Below are 19,652 nucleotides of genomic sequence, written 5' to 3'. Positions count from 1 at the left end.
TTAATGGCTCTTTTCGTTAAAGACAAACAGAAGCTTTATGGGATATAAATCAGTTTGTTTTAAGTTTTGTGATCAGTTGCACGCTTTATTGATAATGGTTGGAATCGTCAGACAATTAAATGGGGGCTTTATTCCGAGGCTTTTCTTGTGAAAATAGTCCGAAAGAAGAAAATTTAAATAATTGTTCACCTTTTCGCTACTTATCGATTGAATTCGTTTGAGTGGCCCGTATAATTTGCTCGTTTTTTGCTGCTTGACTCAATGGGGTAAAAGGCAGTTTTATACCTCACTCAGCATACCCTTAGTGTGGTTCGGAGAGAACAAACGTCATGCCTGTATCCCTTTACAGTGGGAAAATCGCACGAAAGCTGCTGTTTTTGCAGTTAATGACTTTTGTTGTTCTCAGTGCTGCTTTTGGCTTTAAAAGCCTGGAATGGAGTGCTTCTGCTCTGGCAGGAGGATTGGCGGCTTGGTTGCCCAGCGCCATGTTTATGTTGTTTGCTTGCCGCCATCAGGCAAAAACAGCAGCTCCAGGTCGTGTTGCGTGGTCGTTTGCCATTGGCGAAGGGTTAAAAGTTATCGTAACGATAATTTTGCTGATTGTGGCTTTGGGGCTGTTTAAAGCAGCGTTTGCGCCACTCGGTTTAACCTATTTGGCGGTGCTGATTGTGCAGATATTGGCACCGGCTGTGATTAGCGGCTACCGTACTTAACCGTTATCGTATTTAACTACAAAAAGGGTAAGAGGCATCATGTCTGCATCAGGAGAAATCTCTACTCCAAGGGACTACATAGGTCACCACCTGAATAACCTTCAGTTGGACCTGCGTACCTTTGAGTTGGTCAATCCCCACTCACCTGGCCCTGCAACGTTCTGGACGTTGAACATTGACTCTTTGTTCTTCTCTGTCGTGCTGGGGTTAGCTTTTCTGTTTGTGTTCCGCAAAGTTGCGGCAGGTGCCACCAGTGGCGTGCCTGGCAAATTGCAGACTGCTGTTGAGTTAATTATCGGTTTTGTCGATAACAGCGTGCGGGATATGTACCACGGCAAAAGTAAAGTCATAGCACCATTAGCCCTGACCGTGTTTGTTTGGGTTTTATTGATGAACATGATGGACTTACTGCCAATCGATTTACTGCCTTACATCGGTGAACATGTCTTTGGGTTACCTGCATTGCGCGTGGTACCTACTGCGGACGTGAGTATTACCTTGTCCATGGCATTGGGTGTCTTCATCCTGATTCTGTTCTATAGCATCAAAATGAAAGGTGTAGGCGGCTTCGTAAAAGAACTCACGATGCAGCCGTTCAATCACCCGATATTTATTCCAGTTAACTTAATTCTGGAAGGTGTCAGCCTGCTGTCCAAACCCGTTTCACTCGGTTTGCGACTGTTCGGCAACATGTATGCGGGTGAGTTGATCTTCATCCTTATTGCGGGTCTGTTGCCGTGGTGGTCACAGTGGATGCTCAGTTTACCTTGGGCTATCTTCCACATACTGATTATTACGTTACAAGCCTTTATCTTCATGGTTCTAACGATTGTCTATCTGTCGATGGCGTCCGAAGAGCACTGATTTTCTTATAACATTACTACGTTTAACTGAAATAACTGGAGACTGTCATGGAAAACCTGAATATGGATCTGCTGTACATGGCTGCCGCTATAATGATGGGTTTAGCGGCAATCGGTGCTGCGATCGGTATCGGCATCCTGGGTGGTAAATTTTTGGAAGGCGCTGCACGTCAGCCTGACCTGATTCCTCTGCTGCGTACACAGTTCTTTATCGTCATGGGTCTGGTTGACGCCATCCCTATGATCGCTGTTGGTCTGGGTCTGTACGTGATGTTTGCTGTCGCGTAAGTAGAGTTTTCTCTACCGTGAACTACACCAAACTATTAACTTTTAAAGAGGCATTGTGCTGTGAATCTTAACGCAACAATCCTCGGCCAGGCCATCGCGTTTGTCCTGTTTGTCCTGTTTTGTATGAAGTATATATGGCCGCCAATTATGGCTGCCATCGAGAAGCGTCAAAAAGAAATTGCTGACGGTCTCTCTTCTGCAGAGCGTGCCAAAAAAGATTTGGACTTAGCGCAAGCCAATGCGACCGACCAACTGAAGAAGGCTAAAGCAGAAGCACAGGTGATCATTGAGCAGGCAAGTAAACGCAAAGCTCAGATCCTTGATGAAGCTAAAACTGAAGCCGAACAGGAACGTAACAAAATCGTGGCGCAAGCGCAGGCAGAGATCGACGCCGAACGTAAGCGTGCTCGTGAAGAGTTGCGTAAGCAAGTCGCGATGTTGGCTATAGCTGGCGCCGAGAAGATCATCGAACGTTCCGTGGATGAAGCTGCTAACAGCGACATCGTTGATAAACTGGTCGCTGAACTGTAAGGAGGGAGGGGCTGATGTCTGAATTTGTAACTGTAGCTCGCCCCTACGCCAAAGCAGCTTTTGACTTTGCTGTTGAGCACCAGGCGGTTGATCGTTGGCAGGATATGCTAGCGTTTACTGCCCAAGTGACGCGCAATGAACAGATCGCTGAATTGCTTTCCGGTGCTGTAGCACCTGAAACAATGTCTAAGACGTTTATTGCAGTCTGTGGTGATCAGCTCGATGAACCCGCACAGAACTTCATTCGAGTTATGGCGGAGAATGGCCGTTTACTGGTTCTTCCTGAGGTGCTACAGCAGTTTATTCAACTGCGTGCCTCGCTGGAGTCGACCGTCGACGTCGAAGTGAGCTCTGCGAGCCCACTGAAAGACGAACAGCTAGCTAAAATTGCTGCTGCGATGGAAAAACGTCTATCACGCAAAGTTAAGCTGAATTGCAAAATCGATAAGTCCGTAATGGCCGGCGTAGTAATACGTGCAGGCGATATGGTGATAGATGGCAGCGTTCGCGGTCGTCTAGAACGCCTGGCGGACGTCTTGCAGTCTTAAGGGGACTGGAGCATATGCAACTGAATTCCACCGAAATCAGCGAACTGATCAAGCAGCGCATTGCTCAGTTCAATGTGGTGAGCGAAGCTCACAATGAAGGTACTATTGTTTCCGTTAGTGACGGGATCATTCGCGTACACGGCTTAGCCGATGTTATGCAGGGCGAGATGATCGCACTGCCAGGCAACCGTTACGCAATCGCACTGAACCTGGAGCGCGACTCCGTAGGTGCTGTAGTTATGGGTCCGTACGCCGATCTTGCCGAAGGCATGAAGGTTAAATGTACTGGCCGTATCCTGGAAGTTCCCGTCGGTCGTGGCCTGTTGGGTCGCGTCGTCAATACTCTGGGTGAACCTATTGATGGTAAAGGTCCGGTAGAAAACGACGGCTTCTCAGCTGTTGAAGCTATCGCACCTGGCGTTATCGAACGTCAATCCGTTGATGAGCCTGTTCAGACGGGCTATAAGTCAGTGGATGCCATGATCCCAATTGGTCGTGGCCAGCGTGAATTGATCATCGGTGACCGTCAGACAGGTAAAACTGCTTTGGCGATTGATGCGATCATCAACCAACGCGATTCCGGCATCAAATGTGTGTATGTTGCTATCGGCCAGAAAGCCTCTACTGTTGCTAACGTAGTGCGTAAACTGGAAGAGCATGGCGCTTTGGCTAATACCATTGTGGTTGTAGCTACCGCCTCAGAATCTGCAGCATTGCAGTACCTGGCACCTTACTCCGGTTGTGCTATGGGTGAATATTTCCGCGACCGCGGTGAAGATGCGCTGATTATTTATGATGACCTGTCTAAACAGGCTGTTGCATATCGTCAAATCTCCTTGCTGCTCCGTCGTCCACCAGGTCGTGAAGCTTACCCTGGCGACGTATTCTACCTCCACTCCCGTTTGCTGGAGCGTGCTGCGCGTGTTAACGCCGACTACGTTGAAGCCTTTACCAAGGGTGAAGTGAAAGGTAAAACCGGTTCTTTGACCGCATTGCCAATCATTGAAACTCAAGCAGGGGACGTTTCCGCGTTCGTTCCGACTAACGTAATTTCGATTACCGATGGTCAGATCTTCCTGGAATCCAGCCTGTTTAACGCCGGTATTCGTCCTGCGGTTAACCCAGGTATCTCCGTATCTCGTGTGGGTGGTGCAGCGCAAACCAAGATCATGAAAAAACTGTCCGGTGGTATTCGTACTGCTCTGGCACAGTATCGTGAACTTGCTGCGTTCTCCCAGTTCGCATCCGATTTGGATGATGCAACACGTAAACAGCTGAGCCACGGTCAGAAAGTGACCGAGCTTCTGAAACAGAAACAATACGCACCGATGTCTGTTGCGCAGCAATCTCTGGTTCTGTTCGCAGCTGAACGTGGTTATCTGGGTGATGTTGAGTTGGCGAAGGTAGGTAGCTTTGAAGCTGCGCTGTTAGCGTTTGCTGACCGTGAGCATGCCGAGCTTCTGCAACAAATCAACCAAACTGGCGCGTACAACGATGAGATCGAGGGCAAGCTGAAAGGCATCCTTGATACATTTAAGGCAACCCAGTCCTGGTAACGCTATGCGGCCTTGCTTTTCATTAGAAAAGCAGGCCGTCTGGTAATGAGGAGAAGCAGAAATGGCCGGCGCAAAAGAGATACGTTCCAAGATCGCCAGCGTGCAAAACACGCAAAAGATCACCAAAGCCATGGAGATGGTCGCCGCCTCCAAAATGCGTAAATCGCAGGAACGCATGGCGGCCAGCCGTCCTTATGCAGAAACTATGCGTAGTGTGATTGGTCACCTTGCGTTAGGTAATCTGGAATATAAACATCCGTACCTGGAAGAGCGTGACGTTAAGCGCGTTGGGTATCTGGTGGTTTCTACAGACCGTGGCTTGTGCGGTGGTTTGAACATTAACCTGTTCAAAAGACTGTTGGCTGAGATGAAAGGTTGGTCTGAAAAAGGCGTTGAATGTGATTTAGCGCTGATTGGATCAAAAGCAGCTTCTTTCTTTGGTTCCGTGGGTGGCAAGATTGTCGCTCAGGTTACTGGCATGGGGGATAACCCTTCCTTGTCAGAGCTTATCGGGCCAGTCAAAGTGATGTTGCAAGCCTATGATGAAGGTCGTCTGGATAAGCTGTATATCGTTAATAACAAGTTTATCAATACGATGTCTCAGGAACCACGGATCATGCAGCTACTACCGCTTCCGCCTGCGGAAGATGGTGAGCTGAAGAAGAAATCCTGGGATTACCTGTATGAACCCGATCCTAAAGCATTGCTGGATACCCTCCTGCGTCGCTATGTGGAATCGCAAGTTTATCAGGGCGTCGTTGAAAACCTGGCCAGCGAGCAGGCCGCGCGAATGGTAGCGATGAAAGCCGCCACCGATAACGGCGGTAGTCTGATCAAAGAGCTGCAGTTGGTTTACAACAAGGCTCGTCAGGCCAGCATCACTCAGGAACTCACCGAGATCGTCGGGGGAGCCTCCGCGGTTTAACCAGGTTATTACCCTAAATAGTTCAGATTGCGAAACGGCGGCAACTGAGCAAATCCCCTGGCGCTTGCTAATAAAGTAAGCAACTGGGGTGAGAAAAAGCAGCCAACGCCCCAGCAATTTGAAATATGACGGGTAAACGTATTACGTAGAGGATTCAAGATGGCTACTGGAAAGATTATCCAGGTAATCGGCGCCGTAGTGGACGTCGAATTCCCCCAAGACGCTGTACCAAAAGTGTACAACGCCCTTGAGGTTGAAGGCACTGCTGAGAAGCTGGTGCTGGAAGTTCAGCAACAGCTAGGCGGTGGTGTTGTTCGTTGTATCGCAATGGGCTCTTCCGATGGTCTGAGCCGCGGGTTGAAAGTCATCAACCTGGAACACCCAATTGAAGTGCCGGTTGGTAAATCAACTCTGGGCCGTATCATGAACGTATTGGGTGACCCAATCGACATGAAAGGTCCGATCGGTGAAGAAGAGCGTTGGGCAATCCACCGTGAAGCGCCTTCTTACGAAGAGCTTGCCAGCTCACAAGATTTGTTAGAAACCGGTATCAAAGTAATGGACTTGATTTGCCCGTTCGCTAAGGGCGGTAAAGTGGGTCTGTTTGGTGGTGCGGGTGTTGGTAAAACAGTAAACATGATGGAGCTTATTCGTAACATCGCGATCGAGCACTCAGGTTATTCTGTATTTGCCGGTGTGGGTGAGCGTACTCGTGAGGGTAACGACTTTTACCACGAGATGACGGACTCCAACGTTCTGGACAAAGTATCCTTGGTATATGGCCAGATGAATGAGCCACCAGGTAACCGTCTGCGCGTTGCTCTGACCGGCCTGACCATGGCGGAGAAATTCCGTGATGAAGGTCGTGACGTACTGTTGTTCATCGATAACATCTATCGCTATACCTTGGCCGGTACGGAAGTATCCGCACTGCTGGGTCGTATGCCATCTGCGGTAGGCTACCAGCCAACGCTGGCAGAAGAGATGGGTGTGTTGCAGGAACGTATTACGTCCACCAAGACGGGTTCAATCACTTCTGTTCAGGCCGTTTACGTGCCTGCCGATGACTTGACTGACCCATCACCAGCAACCACCTTTGCTCACTTGGATGCAACCGTCGTTTTGAGTCGTCAAATCGCCTCTTTGGGTATTTACCCTGCGGTTGACCCACTTGACTCCACCAGCCGTCAGCTTGATCCGCTGGTTGTTGGTCAGGAGCACTACGATGTAGCGCGTGGCGTGCAGTCTATTCTGCAACGTTACCAGGAGCTGAAAGACATCATCGCAATCTTGGGTATGGACGAGTTGTCAGAAGATGACAAACTGGTTGTATCCCGTGCGCGTAAAATTCAGCGCTTCCTGTCTCAACCGTTCTTCGTGGCAGAAGTCTTTACCGGTTCACCGGGCAAGTTCGTTTCGCTGAAAGATACCATTCGTGGTTTCAAAGGCATCATGAACGGCGACTATGACCACTTGCCGGAGCAGGCGTTCTACATGGTTGGCACCATTGAAGAAGCAGTGGAAAAAGCCAAGAAACTGTAACGCTGTTGACTGGAGGGTGACATGGCTGCAATGACTTACCATCTGGATGTTGTGAGCGCAGAGAAGAAGATGTTCTCTGGCGTGGTACAAAAAATTCAGGTGACGGGTAGTGAAGGCGAACTTGGGATTTTCCCAGGTCACGCCCCACTGCTCACTGCCATTAAGCCTGGCATGATACGTATCGTGAAGCAGTTCGGTGAGGAAGAGTTTATTTATCTTTCTGGCGGCATCCTTGAGGTGCAACCGAGCGTTGTGATCGTATTGGCTGACACAGCTATTCGCGGAACTGATCTGGACGAAGCTAAAGCGCTGGAATCTAAGCGTAAAGCCGAAGATCATATCAACAACTCCCACGGCGACGTCGACTATGCTCAGGCATCCGCTGAATTGGCGAAGGCGATTGCGAAATTACGCGTAATCGAACTGACCAGGAAGGCGATGTAATTTTATACTGATGGGTTGCGTTAACTCGTTGATTTATAAAATTACTATATATACTCAGGTCATTGGGGTTGCAGGTAGGTAGCAAGCTAACGCCACTGCAACTTCCAGTACGAAGGTATAAATAAAAAATAGAATGCCAGTCAGTAAATCTGATTGGCATTTTTTTTTACCTATACACCAGATAACACCGATACTTGCCTTTTGTTTATATCCCTTAATTCGCTTTCCTACTATTTAGTTAAGCCTCAGCTAAACTCAAAGCGTTTCTTTCTGAAAACTCTTGTTTCTTGTCGTAAAATAAGTAGTTAATAGCGTGAATATGTACATGTGTTTTGACAAAAACAGCACGGGAAGCGTCGCTGATCGCAGACACTTTTCGCCCCATTTTTTCGTTACATGACGAGTAGCAACAACCCTTTAACCATGCGGGTTGAGTACGTTTTTCGTTGAGAAATATGTAGTAATTATTTCGCTAAACAGGTTTACTTCCGTCTATTAAATTGGAGTTATCAGGTTGCTTATGTCTAACAGCTCAATGAGTGTAGTCATCCTTGCCGCAGGTAAGGGAACACGCATGTATTCCGACCTTCCTAAGGTGTTACACCCATTGGCAGGTAAGCCGATGGTTCAGCATGTTATTGATGCGGCCATGAAGCTGGGTGCAAAAAACGTTCATCTGGTTTATGGGCACGGCGGCGATCTGCTGAAAAAGACGCTATCCGATCCCTCTTTGAACTGGGTATTACAAGCTGAACAGTTGGGTACCGGGCACGCAATGCAACAAGCCGCACCGCACTTTGCTGACGATGAAGATGTGCTGATGCTATACGGCGATGTGCCGTTGATCTCTGTGGATACCTTACAGCGACTGCTGGCGGCGAAGCCACAAGGCGGCATTGGCTTGTTGACCGTGAAGCTGGATAACCCAAGTGGTTATGGCCGTATCGTGCGTGAGAATGGCGACGTGGTGGGGATTGTTGAGCATAAAGATGCCAGTGATGCACAGCGCGAAATTAATGAAATCAACACCGGAATACTGGTTGCTAATGGGCGTGATCTAAAGCGCTGGCTATCACTGCTGGATAACAATAATGCTCAAGGTGAGTTTTATATCACCGATATTATTGCATTGGCACATGCTGATGGTAAGAAGGTTGCTGCGGTTCACCCCGCTCGGTTGAGTGAGGTTGAAGGGGTAAATAACCGCCTGCAACTCGCTGCTCTAGAGCGTGTATACCAGTCTGAGCAGGCTGAGAAACTGTTATTGGCCGGTGTGATGTTACTGGATCCCGCGCGCTTTGATTTGCGCGGAGAATTAACACATGGTCGTGATATTACTATCGATACCAATGTCATCATTGAAGGTCATGTGACTTTAGGTGATCGGGTTCGTATTGGTAGCGGATGCGTACTGAAAAATTGTGTGATCGGTGATGATTCTGACATTAGCCCATACAGCGTATTAGAAAACTCACGCCTGGATGCTGGCTGCTCTGTTGGGCCATTTGCCCGCCTGCGCCCAGGTGCTGAATTAGCTGAAGGCGCACATGTTGGTAACTTCGTTGAAATCAAAAATACCCGCTTGGGTAAAGGCTCGAAAGCGGGCCATCTTTCCTATTTGGGCGATGCCGAGATTGGTTCGGGCGTAAATATTGGCGCAGGAACCATAACTTGCAACTATGATGGAGCTAATAAGTTTAAAACTATTATTGGCGATGATGTGTTTGTTGGGTCCGATACTCAATTGGTCGCGCCGGTCACTGTTGCAAAGGGTGCCACTATCGCTGCGGGAACTACCGTAACTCGCGATATTGCGGAAAATGAGTTAGTGCTTAGCCGTGTTAAACAAGTCCATGTTCAGGGCTGGCAGCGTCCGGTGAAGAAAAAATAAGCTATACCCGTTATATTTCAAGCTGCATGGTGCGTTGGCTGCGTTCAATCACCCCAGTTACTTACTGGTCGTTGACCTTAAAATAAGTAAGCTTCTGGGGATTATGAGCCTCATTAGAGGTTCACCCTACGGGCCAGCGTAGGCGCTGTTCAAATTGGTTTACAACCAATTTGTTGCTCAATTGCTGCCTTCCTGCAACTCGAATTATTTAGGTTATATTAAAACAGCCCCTTCAATATCGTTTATTCTTTGAAGGGATGTTTTGCCCTGTGTTTTTGGTTTATCTATTGATGCTGAAAACACAGAGCAAAACATAATAATCCCCAACTCTACAGGCTCGGGGAACCCGGAAAATCCGGAAAATCAGGTCACTGACATCGACAAGGTTCTAAAAGAACCTTACATAGGAATAAAATAGATGTGTGGAATTGTTGGCGCAGTAGCGCAACGTGATATCGCTGAGATTCTGATCGAAGGTTTACGTCGTCTTGAATACCGTGGCTATGACTCTGCTGGTTTAGCAGTGGTTGACGCTGAAGGTAATATGACGCGTTTACGTCGGGTGGGTAAAGTACAGGCGCTGTCTGATGCTGCCGAAAATCAGGCTTTACATGGTGGCACCGGGATTGCACATACCCGTTGGGCTACCCATGGTGAGCCATCGGAAGCCAATGCGCACCCTCATGTTTCTGACTATATCTCTGTGGTACACAACGGCATTATTGAGAATCACGAACCTTTACGTGAATTACTGATTGGTCGTGGCTACCGTTTCAGTTCTGAAACAGATACTGAAGTTATTGCTCACTTGGTGCACTGGGAGCTACAGCAAGGTGGATCTTTGCTGGAAGTGGTTAAGCGTGTTATCCCGCAATTACGTGGCGCTTACGGCACTGTCGTTATGGATAGTCGTGACCCAAGTCGTTTGGTGGCTGCGCGTTCCGGTAGCCCATTAGTGATTGGTTGTGGTGTAGGTGAAAACTTTATTGCCTCTGACCAACTGGCGTTATTACCCGTGACTCGCCGCTTCATCTTCCTGGAAGAAGGTGATGTGGTTGAAGTAACTCGCCGTAGCATCGCAATTTTTGATAAGCAGGGTAATGCTATTGAGCGCCCTGAAATTGAATCTCAGGTGCAGTACGATGCCGGTGATAAAGGTGTTTACCGCCATTACATGCAGAAAGAGATTTATGAACAGCCAATGGCGATTAAAAATACGCTGGAAGGCCGTTTAAATCATGGTGTAATTGATTTGTCTGAACTTGGCCCTAAAGCGGATGCATTATTGGCAAATGTTCAACATATTCAAATTATTGCCTGTGGTACCTCTTATAACTCAGGCATGGTTTCGCGTTATTGGTTTGAATCATTAGCTGGTGTGCCTTGTGACGTAGAGATTGCGTCTGAGTTCCGTTACCGCAAATCCGCTGTGCGCCCAAACAGCCTGTTGATCACCTTGTCACAATCAGGTGAAACTGCCGATACCTTAGCTGCTCTGCGCTTATCAAAAGAGTTGGGGTATTTGGGGTCGCTAGCTATTTGTAACGTCGCTGGCTCATCGCTGGTGCGTGAATCAGATTTAGCGTTAATGACCAAAGCCGGTACTGAGATTGGCGTAGCATCAACGAAAGCCTTTACCACTCAGTTGACAGTATTACTGATGCTGGTGGGGCGTATTGGCAAGCTGAAGGGCGCTGATGCCAGTCTGGAGCAGAATATTGTTCATGCGTTACAGGCTCTACCTGCTCGTATTGAACAGATGTTGTCTCTGGATAAAACCATTGAAGCGCTGGCTGAAGGTTTCTCTGATAAACACAATGCCTTGTTCCTTGGTCGCGGTGATCAATACCCGATTGCGATGGAAGGCGCGCTGAAACTTAAAGAGATCTCTTATATTCACGCTGAAGCTTATGCTGCGGGTGAGTTGAAGCACGGCCCATTGGCATTGATTGATGCTGATATGCCGGTCATCGTGGTTGCGCCAAATAATGAATTGTTGGAAAAACTGAAATCCAACATTGAAGAAGTGCGTGCCCGTGGCGGTTTGCTGTATGTGTTTGCTGATCAAGATGCCGGTTTCACTGACAGTGAAGGGATGAAAATCATTCAGTTACCACATGTAGAAGAGATTATCGCGCCTATCTTCTATACCGTGCCACTACAGTTACTCTCTTACCATGTCGCGCTAATTAAAGGCACCGACGTGGATCAGCCACGTAACTTGGCAAAATCAGTCACGGTTGAATAAGCTGCGATAGATATAGCACAAAATATTGTGGGCGGATGAAATAGCCGTTAACTCGAAAAGTCCGGTTATGCTGTTTAACAGCATACCGGATTTTTTTATGACCAAATTAAAACAGTCATTGTCAGAAATCGGCAAAAGTTACGTTGCCGGTTTTTTAGATAGCTGCCGCTATCATCAGTTTATATATAAAAACACAATATATTACCCAACGACACTTTAATGCCACAGCGTCGTTGGGAGAGTGTCAAGGGACATAAATAATTTCGAAGGTCGAGGTTAAATCTCTAAGCTCTTTCCTTGCCCCATCCTGGTAATGAATCTGCACATCATAATGGTAGATCAGCTTTTCTTGCGGATTAAGAATGAGTTGCAAGGCCGATACTTTCACTTCTAAGGTTTTGGTAGGCTGCTCGCTATTCAGTGCTATCGTCTGGTGGTTGATACTGATTAGTATCTGTTCTATGGGTTTCGGGCCGGTGGGATCATAAGCACCCTGGCTGCTGATAAACTTCAGCGTTTTGACAATTTCAACTGGGGTGGAATTATCGATAAACAGCTGGGGATTATTTTTATATGCAACCGGCATCCTGAGCTGTACCGGGATATTGTCAGGGCTAAAGCCTTCCTGTTTAACTTCCAGCTCGCCATTGAGCAACAGATGCTGTGCCGTGGTATCAAACAGCGCATCCCAAATTTTTGCAAACTGCGCCGATGGCAGCGTGAACGAATCAATAATACCGCTTTGCAGGTTTACTATTGCGTTGGTTTCTTCGGTTTTCCCCGCCGGTAATGACAACCGTAGTTTAAGGCTATGCGCACTGGAAAAAGGGATCAACTTACCTTGTGGCTGGGATTGGATAAAGGTAGTTTCGGCGTCGCTAATGCGTTGTCTGTCCACCTTGGGTAGCAAGAAATAGTCAAAGGTCACATTAAACTGAGCCACCTCTGTTGCCCCTTCTGGTGCAGAAAAGGAGATCGACAACATGGGTTTATTATTGTCATTGCTGTTACTGGCCAGTTGAAACGTATCGGGTAAATAATAAAGATAATCTTTACGAATATTATCCTGATAATAGTTGTACCAGTATTGATGATATTCTATTGGTGTGAGAATTAATTCAAGACGTGGATTCGGTGGCGCAATGCCGCGGTAGATATAAGGATAATAATTTTCCGCAAAATAAAATATTTTAGGATCAGTAATAGTATTCAGCAGGCCGGTATCAGATTTGATGGCGATCACCAGCGTGGTTTGCGCATCGTAGTTGGATAAGGCTCTTAATAACGCATCTCGCTGCTCAAGTTGGGTTAGTTTTAATTGAGCCTGATATTGCCGTTCAGCTTTGAGTGCCACGTCCTGAAATATCATTTCATTGAATTTGCCAAACTGATTGAAATTGAGCACTACATAAGGCATTTCCTGAATGTTTTTGTTGAGAAAAAAACTCAGTACCATCGTCCAACTAATGCCATCTGTTATGGTTTCAATCTGATAGCGTATTTCGCCAGAGACATTCTCGGTACTGACCTGTGCTATCAATTCATCGGATAATGGCGTTAGAGTTGCCCTTAATTTTCTGGTCAGATTAACATTTTCGGTAAACTGCTGCTGCGCGTTTTCCAGAATAATTTTGTTTAGCGTGACCAGATCATTGAGAAAGATGTTCATAGGTATCCTTCGTATCATAGAGAACAGAACAACGCCTCAGCGCTGATAAATAGGATGAGGTCCACAGATACTGCCCATCGTGACGACGATAGAGTGGTATTTCCCCTGCACCATTGGCAAACTGCCATTTTTTTAACGGCGTAATAATGTCAGATAGTGTATCGATACCGATATTTTGGGCATATTCAAGTGTGGACAACCATTCGGCGGGATGAGCGTAGTAGGGGGTTAATTGGGTTATTCTCTGATATTCGTTTTGGCTCCAGACGACGGCTTTATTAAGCATGGTGATAATACGATAATAAGCCGGTAGGGTTGCGCATTGTTCGCCATAAAAACGATACAGTAAAATGAGCGCATTGGTATTAACACAGCAGTCGAGCTGGCTAATCTCATTATTTTGTTTCATCCAAGTGTGGAAGGTTTGACATTCAGCCCATTGATGCTGCGGTTCGGTAAGTCGGGCATCAACCTTCTGTAGCTGATAGCCATTCATCTCAATCAGCGTCAGGCGAACGGCGTCAGGAGAAATACGGCCAAATTTGTATAACATTTCGGTAATTATCGCCGTGTCATCAATATCGGCGTCAATCATCTGGCCGTTCATCCAACAGGGATGAGCGTGACGAGGCCAGAAACTGAAATGACCGGGGCGGGTTTCACAACTAGCGAGAAAATCCAGCGCGCGATCAATATAGGGAGCCGTTTGCTCGGTGTAGTCGAGCGTCCTTAATACCTGAGCCGTGACAAAAGCATTGGCATCCAGATGCCACTGGCCGTCGGGTGTTCTGACGCTGGACAGGAATGCCCCGTTTTCTGACTGCTGTTGTCGGAGGATTGCATCTGGCGACATGCCGCGCGGCGGCGGCGGGCTACGGTCTGGTAGGGCAACCTCGCGCCAAAGGTCGTTCTGCGGGCTGAAGGTACAACTGACGCCGCACCTTGCCTGTGCGTCAACCGTAAAGCCGATGACATTAAACTGAAGAGGCACATTCTCCTTGAGCAACGCTTGTAGCAGCGGCATGGGCTGTGCCACGTGCTGCAATAGCTCACCAATCTTGAGGGCAGCTTGCGCGTTGCCGCCTAAAAAGCGCGGCGCCATAGTAAACAGGCTAAAACTTTCCAACTGGCGTTGATGGTTATAGACCAGGCTGAAACCATAGGTGGTGGCGGGGAATTCATCTGGATTAGGCATGTTAGCTAATACCTGCCTGAGCAGCGCGGCCAGCGGAGGAAACCCACGTTCAGTACCAAATAACCGCATAACGTTGGCAATGTCCGCCAGCGTTATTTCTGCGCTGTGCCACTGATAATAATATTCAGTTGGTGTGTCAGGGTTATCTGGGTAATAGCCAATCATCAACAGCGATAGTCCGGCTGCGGTTAACTGATGCAGGGGATAATCGCTATTGGCGTGATTTAGCGGGGAGGCATACAGAGCGATTAATGCTTGATTATTTGGCGGAACTTCGGAGTAAACCTTGGTTTTAACGCCGTCAGCGGTATATTTTCGCCCCAACCATGAGCCAAATTTTAGCGCTTGGGTAGGCGTATCCGGCCGTTGTATCCGGGCAATGTGTGCGAAGCAGGATGCAGATGAGTCTGACGAGGCGTATGGGTAATTTTCCGCACTGAAGGCCCCAATATCACGAGCCTGGGTGGATAGCGGGAGAAAAGTATCAAACGTGCAAGCCACAGCTTGCGGTTTTATGCTGGATGTCGTGAACTCCAGTGGACAACCGTTATAAGCCAATAGACTGGTATTAAATGTCGCAGACAGCAGCCCCGACGCCATCCGTTTCTGGCTAAAACGGTGAATGTCGGGTAATAGCGTGCCTGCTAAATCCGGCACATGATGGCATAAAGTGGTTACCAGGGCGTCCAATGCCGCTGGTAACACCGCAACGCGTTCAACCATGATTATTTACCGTAGCTCATGTCGGAATAACGATGGCAGGCGGATTATCTGTACCGTCGACCAACCGGGTATGCCCACCGACCTCAAGATAGGTAATCGTATAATGAACCGTCCAGGGTTTCTCTGTCAGGCAGCGATACTTGAAGGTTTGCGCCTTGGTTTTATCGGGATTAAAGGAGAACCTCTTGGTTTTCTTTTGTTCTTTGTCATCAAGATAAGTGAGTTCAACCAGCACCTGATTGTATTTATCCCAGGAGAACTGGCTGTCGAGGAAAATATCAATTTCATTGAAAGTGAGTAAATTACTCGGATCGAGACCGATGGTGGTAGAAGCGGTTTTGAATTTTGACTGATAGCTGCTGTTACCTTCCCAGCCGGAGCTGCTCGCTGATTTAAAGATAAACTCGCCTTGAATATCGAGTAATTCATTTTTGTCTTTGCTTCTGGCAATATTTTTCCGCCATTCTTTACCGTCTTCGGTAAAGGCATCACTGGTATAGACATTGTTATTGTAGCTGGCTTGAAATGCTGCCGCTTTGATACCGAACTCTTCAAAGCCATCAGGGCCGAAGATTTGCAGTTCGATTTTCTGAAAGAACGGATCATTGACGTTTACTTCAATAAAATAAGGTTTATCTTTTTGGGCTTTTAACGTGTCGGTGCCGATAAAGTTTTGTGGTACGGCGGCCTGAGTAATCGCTTTTGATGAAGTGTAGTTAAAGGATAAGGTTTTATGCTCGGTAATGTTGACCACTTTTAATTCCAATGATGCGCAGGGAAAAAGACCGCCTTTTCCTGTTTCATCTTTACTGCCAATCAATGATTCCAGAATGGAAGCGCTGGCTGATTTTGCCTGCTCATTACTTTCTGCGTTTGGTTTAATGGTTGCGTTGAAAAATATCTTTAGTAGTTCTTCTTTGACAAACTGTAATGCCCACTCTTTTTCTTTGGTCGCCTGATCGCCGGGCATACTTTCGGTCACTTTAATCACGAGTTTTTGATCTTGCTCCAGTTTCTTAATCACGCTGTCAAAGCCGAGCCAAAAACTTGCCGGTGTCTCGACCGGAATAGGAATATTAATGCCAAACTTAGCACCAAATTCCTTATATACGCTGTCAAATTCTGCGGTGACATCCACTTTCAATGCCGGGGTGATACCGGTATAAGTGAGGTTGTAAGCCACAGCGGCAGGTGCCTGCGCTTGATTAAATGCGGCCTCCAGAATAACTGCCTGTTGTGGCGTCAGTTTGGCACTTAAAATGGCGGTGTTATTCCCAAACAGGCTAGGGCTTTGTGCGCTGATCAACTGGCCATTGGCATTTTGTGCATCCAGAACAAAAAAGTTCACGGTACCGTTGTTAAACGGTACTGGCGCTTTACGGGCATTTTGCGGCTTGATCTTCAGTTTATTCAGGTAATCGGTAAACGCAGTATTGAGTTCGCCTTCATCGACGGCAGTATTGACCTCAAAGTTGATGTATCCTCCCTGTTGGTTGGTGTCATCACCGGTGTATTTAATTAATGAAAATACCGGTTTTCCATCACGTACGGCAATATGAATATCACCGGGCAAATACCAAAATTGGTTTTCATCTGAATCATCAGAAAAAAACGTGATATTTTTAATCGTAGCGGTTTTCTCTCTCAATAATAACATGATACATCCTCATGGTCAGTTGGTAATATCGATCTGATCTTCATCGGTAATGAATTCTTTATTTTCAATATCGCCGTAATTATCAATAATCATGATGTCGAGATTAATAAACAGTAATGTCGGGTCGGGTTGATCTGCGCTAAATAATGCAGGTTCTGACTGGTCTTCAGAGAAATAAAATGCTTCCTTTAACGTGTTCATGGCGAATTGGTTATAGCAGTAAGTCACATTGACTAGAACCTGTGTGATTCTTTCCCAGTCAAAAGCTGGGGTGATTTTCAGCGTTCTTTGTTTATAGAGTCGTGAAGATATGCTGACATCCTGGCTGGTGGGCTGGTCTAACCTTACTGGTATATGGGGAGTGTTAGCGCTAATGCTATATTCTTTGATTACCGAAAAAGTATAGCATTCAGGATCTGGTAGCATGATGCTGTATTCTTCTGACGGTTTTTTCTCGGTGATGTGGAAATTTTTTGACGTACTGTTTTCTTTGTTTTCAATATGGGTACAGGTGATATTTACCAATATTGATGTATACCATGCCCAGTTGAATTTTTTTTCTGTGGCAATAACGAAATGATAACGGCTATATAACGATTCAATGTCTAAAAAAATTTCGGTTAAGGATGTGCTCATGATGGCTGAACTGACAAACATCACACCACCGACTGGATGGTTAAAATATAATGTGAATTGATACTCCACCGGCCAGGACATTTTTTTTGTTACAGGGTCGATAATGGCTGAAAAACGGAACGTTTTAGCCGCCATATTATTTCTGGAGAAAACTAATGGGGACCGCGTGGTGCCATAAGTCAAATTGAGCGCCACCAATTGAATATTCTCGTCTAACTCAGATGTCAGCAGTTGAGCTTTTATGGTGCGGTAAGAGAAAAAATCATCCTGAAGCTCGTGATAGCTTACGACGTCGATGGCATCATAATGGCTCTGGCTAACCAATGTGGCAAAAAGCGCTTGAGGATAGAGAGATCGCCGCACTACCGTAGTTTCGGTGATTCGGGCACTGAGTGTCCGTTTATCAATATCTTTAACTGAGATGTTTTGTAATTGAAAGCCAAATTTGGGCTCGGGAGCCGTTTTTATTTGACCAAATACTGGGGTGAAAAATTCGCAAGTCAGAATCGTGCTCAATTCAGCCGTGGCTTGTCTCATGTAATGGTCGGGATTGGTATTTCTTACCTTGATAGTAACCAGCTTATTACTGATTAAGGTTTCGGAAATATCATCAATATTAAAAGAAAAAATCAGCGCATTAAAACCGAATGAGATTTTCAGATATTCATATACCTGATCCCATTGGGCATCAAGTTCAAAGGTTGAGGGGGGTAACTGTTGCAGGTAGTCGATTTTATAACTGACAGCAATCGGTGCTGATTCCGGTTGCTGAAGCAGCGCGACGATTCGCTCAATATCATTCGCATCAGTCAGTGCGGCCATGATATAGCAAAACTGATTATTCCCCAGCGAGGTGTGATTCAGCAGTTGAGGCATAGCTTGTGGAATACTGAGCGTGGCAGTGCTGGCAATAATTTGTAGGGGGAGCAGGATAGCGTCCGGCGGAATATCGGGATTATCCCGAGCCGCTGCCTGTGCTGCAGCCATACTGCTGTTCAGTTGCGTCTGCAATGAGAGTATTGCGTAGTAAGTCATCGGTTGCGCGGTGGCGCTATTCCTGAATATTTGGTAACGCACTTCGGGAATAGTCTGCTCATTCACCAGAATACTGGGTGCCAACGCGCTATAATAATAAACTTGGCTACCTGGCATTACATTAATAAAACCGATAGTTTGTTCCGTTATTCTGTTATCCATGGGTGTGTCCATGTTGAATAAAAAACAATCAACCGAGCATCAGTCATCAATGCAATGACCGATGCTCTGCCTATCCAATAGTAATGAACACTGTTCATCACCGCCTCAACGGGAGGGCCGGTTCAGAGGCAGCACGTTTGACCGCCGCTACACCAGAAGAATGACGGGCCATTAACACTTCACCACCACCGCGACCGATGAACCGGTTACCTTGCCCTCAATTGGCTTGGGATCGCGCTCGTCATTGTAAATAATGGTGCCGCTGTAGGTGATTTCAGGAATGTCATCTGTGCCATCGGGTAAAAATTCGAAGGTAAGGTCGCGGCGGGTGGTGGTGTCCACGAGATCTTTTTCTTCCAGACTAATCGATTGAGTCTGTTTAAACTTGTAGGTCTTATAGTTCACCATCATGTCGAAGATGATAATTAGTACATCTTTCTTCGACGCGATGAAAAATATGGAGTAGGTCGTTTTCCTCGGTAAGGCATCCATTATTTGAATCTGATTCGCGCGGGTGCTGCCATATCCGGGTAACTGTGGGGATGGCTCAATACCTGGTTCGATGTAAGTGAAATTACCACCATCCCGGGTATAATAATTGGTAGTGAAATAAATGGGATTCTCTGGCTTCATGCCTATTGGATAAATAAAGGGTTTTGGCTGCGTGGAAATATTCAATACCTGGGTATCGCTTTTTAATTCTACACCATGCGCTGGATCGGAATATTGGGCTTTCAATAGCACCTGGCTGAATGTTTCCCATGCATGTGCATCAAGTAACGAATCAATTTGTGCGTAGACAATACCGCATTGTGCCATGTTGATATATTGAACCAGACTATCAATTACATCTATTTTACCTGAATGATAGGGTTTTGAATGTAATCCTGAGAAATTCACCGTATATGAATAGCTGTAGGTGCGTCCCAGTTTTTTATCAATATACCATTTCTCGGTTTTTTGCGATGCGGTGTTTTTTCTGTCGAAGCGGAGTGTGCTGACATGATTATCATCATATTTTGCGAT

The 19,652-nt window shown here is 46.6% G+C and carries 15 protein-coding genes and 1 pseudogene; 11 read left to right on the top strand and 5 right to left on the bottom strand.

Features of this window, described 5'->3' with window-relative positions:
- Positions 1–329: 329 nt before the first annotated feature.
- The 11 genes from atpI (at position 330) to glmS (ending at position 11,549) form a co-directional block, all read left to right on the top strand.
- Positions 330–713, top strand: coding sequence for a F0F1 ATP synthase subunit I (gene atpI / locus V2A85_RS13440; protein WP_032907978.1), 384 nt, complete (start codon positions 330–332; stop codon positions 711–713).
- A 39-nt stretch (positions 714–752) separates the two neighbouring features.
- Positions 753–1,577 (top strand): F0F1 ATP synthase subunit A, encoded by an 825-nt coding sequence (gene atpB / locus V2A85_RS13435; protein WP_005161179.1) that lies wholly within the window; start codon positions 753–755, stop codon positions 1,575–1,577.
- Between the two features lie 47 nt (positions 1,578–1,624).
- Complete coding sequence (atpE, locus tag V2A85_RS13430; protein ID WP_004393045.1) at positions 1,625–1,864, top strand: F0F1 ATP synthase subunit C; 240 nt, start codon at positions 1,625–1,627, stop codon at positions 1,862–1,864.
- A 60-nt stretch (positions 1,865–1,924) separates the two neighbouring features.
- Entirely contained in the window at positions 1,925–2,395 is a 471-nt protein-coding gene (gene atpF, locus V2A85_RS13425) for a F0F1 ATP synthase subunit B (protein ID WP_005186686.1), read from the top strand.
- Positions 2,396–2,409: 14 nt separating this feature from the next.
- Positions 2,410–2,943, top strand: a complete 534-nt coding sequence (gene atpH / locus V2A85_RS13420) for a F0F1 ATP synthase subunit delta (RefSeq protein ID WP_372560177.1) — start codon at positions 2,410–2,412, stop codon at positions 2,941–2,943.
- 14 nt (positions 2,944–2,957) lie between these two features.
- A complete protein-coding gene (atpA, locus tag V2A85_RS13415) occupies positions 2,958–4,499 on the top strand; it encodes a F0F1 ATP synthase subunit alpha (protein WP_004703877.1) in 1,542 nt (513 codons plus the stop codon).
- A 61-nt stretch (positions 4,500–4,560) separates the two neighbouring features.
- A complete protein-coding gene (gene atpG / locus V2A85_RS13410) occupies positions 4,561–5,424 on the top strand; it encodes a F0F1 ATP synthase subunit gamma (protein WP_002220756.1) in 864 nt (287 codons plus the stop codon).
- Positions 5,425–5,583: 159 nt separating this feature from the next.
- Positions 5,584–6,966: a F0F1 ATP synthase subunit beta gene (atpD, locus tag V2A85_RS13405; protein ID WP_083161584.1), complete on the top strand. Its 1,383-nt coding sequence runs from the start codon at positions 5,584–5,586 to the stop codon at positions 6,964–6,966.
- 21 nt (positions 6,967–6,987) lie between these two features.
- The gene (locus V2A85_RS13400) at positions 6,988–7,410 is read left to right on the top strand and encodes a F0F1 ATP synthase subunit epsilon (RefSeq protein WP_004393020.1); all 423 of its coding nucleotides are present in this window, start codon (positions 6,988–6,990) and stop codon (positions 7,408–7,410) included.
- Between the two features lie 520 nt (positions 7,411–7,930).
- Positions 7,931–9,301, top strand: coding sequence for a bifunctional UDP-N-acetylglucosamine diphosphorylase/glucosamine-1-phosphate N-acetyltransferase GlmU (gene glmU, locus V2A85_RS13395; RefSeq protein WP_420071645.1), 1,371 nt, complete (start codon positions 7,931–7,933; stop codon positions 9,299–9,301).
- A gap of 418 nt (positions 9,302–9,719) precedes the next feature.
- The gene (glmS, locus tag V2A85_RS13390; RefSeq protein ID WP_083161582.1) at positions 9,720–11,549 is read left to right on the top strand and encodes a glutamine--fructose-6-phosphate transaminase (isomerizing); all 1,830 of its coding nucleotides are present in this window, start codon (positions 9,720–9,722) and stop codon (positions 11,547–11,549) included.
- A 244-nt stretch (positions 11,550–11,793) separates the two neighbouring features.
- Here glmS and V2A85_RS13385 read toward each other — a convergent pair whose 3' ends face one another.
- The 5 genes and pseudogenes from V2A85_RS13385 to V2A85_RS13365 all read right to left on the bottom strand — a co-directional run.
- On the bottom strand, positions 11,794–13,218 hold the full coding sequence (locus V2A85_RS13385; RefSeq protein ID WP_372560179.1) for a hypothetical protein: 1,425 nt from the start codon (positions 13,216–13,218) through the stop codon (positions 11,794–11,796).
- The gene (locus V2A85_RS13380; RefSeq protein WP_420071644.1) at positions 13,199–15,136 is read right to left on the bottom strand and encodes a hypothetical protein; all 1,938 of its coding nucleotides are present in this window, start codon (positions 15,134–15,136) and stop codon (positions 13,199–13,201) included. Before V2A85_RS13380 ends, V2A85_RS13385 begins: the two co-directional genes overlap by 20 nt.
- A 16-nt stretch (positions 15,137–15,152) precedes the next feature.
- The gene (locus V2A85_RS13375) at positions 15,153–16,793 is read right to left on the bottom strand and encodes a hypothetical protein (RefSeq protein ID WP_420071643.1); all 1,641 of its coding nucleotides are present in this window, start codon (positions 16,791–16,793) and stop codon (positions 15,153–15,155) included.
- A 15-nt stretch (positions 16,794–16,808) separates the two neighbouring features.
- Entirely contained in the window at positions 16,809–18,626 is a 1,818-nt protein-coding gene (locus V2A85_RS13370; protein WP_420071642.1) for a hypothetical protein, read from the bottom strand.
- Between the two features lie 171 nt (positions 18,627–18,797).
- Positions 18,798–19,652: pseudogene (locus V2A85_RS13365) on the bottom strand (hypothetical protein); the annotation flags it as partial.

Source organism: Yersinia sp. 1252 StPb PI, from assembly GCF_048593885.1.
GTDB classification, from domain to species: domain Bacteria; phylum Pseudomonadota; class Gammaproteobacteria; order Enterobacterales; family Enterobacteriaceae; genus Yersinia; species Yersinia enterocolitica_E.
Note: the sequence above shows the minus strand (reverse complement) of the source record. Positions and strands in the feature narration are given on the sequence as shown.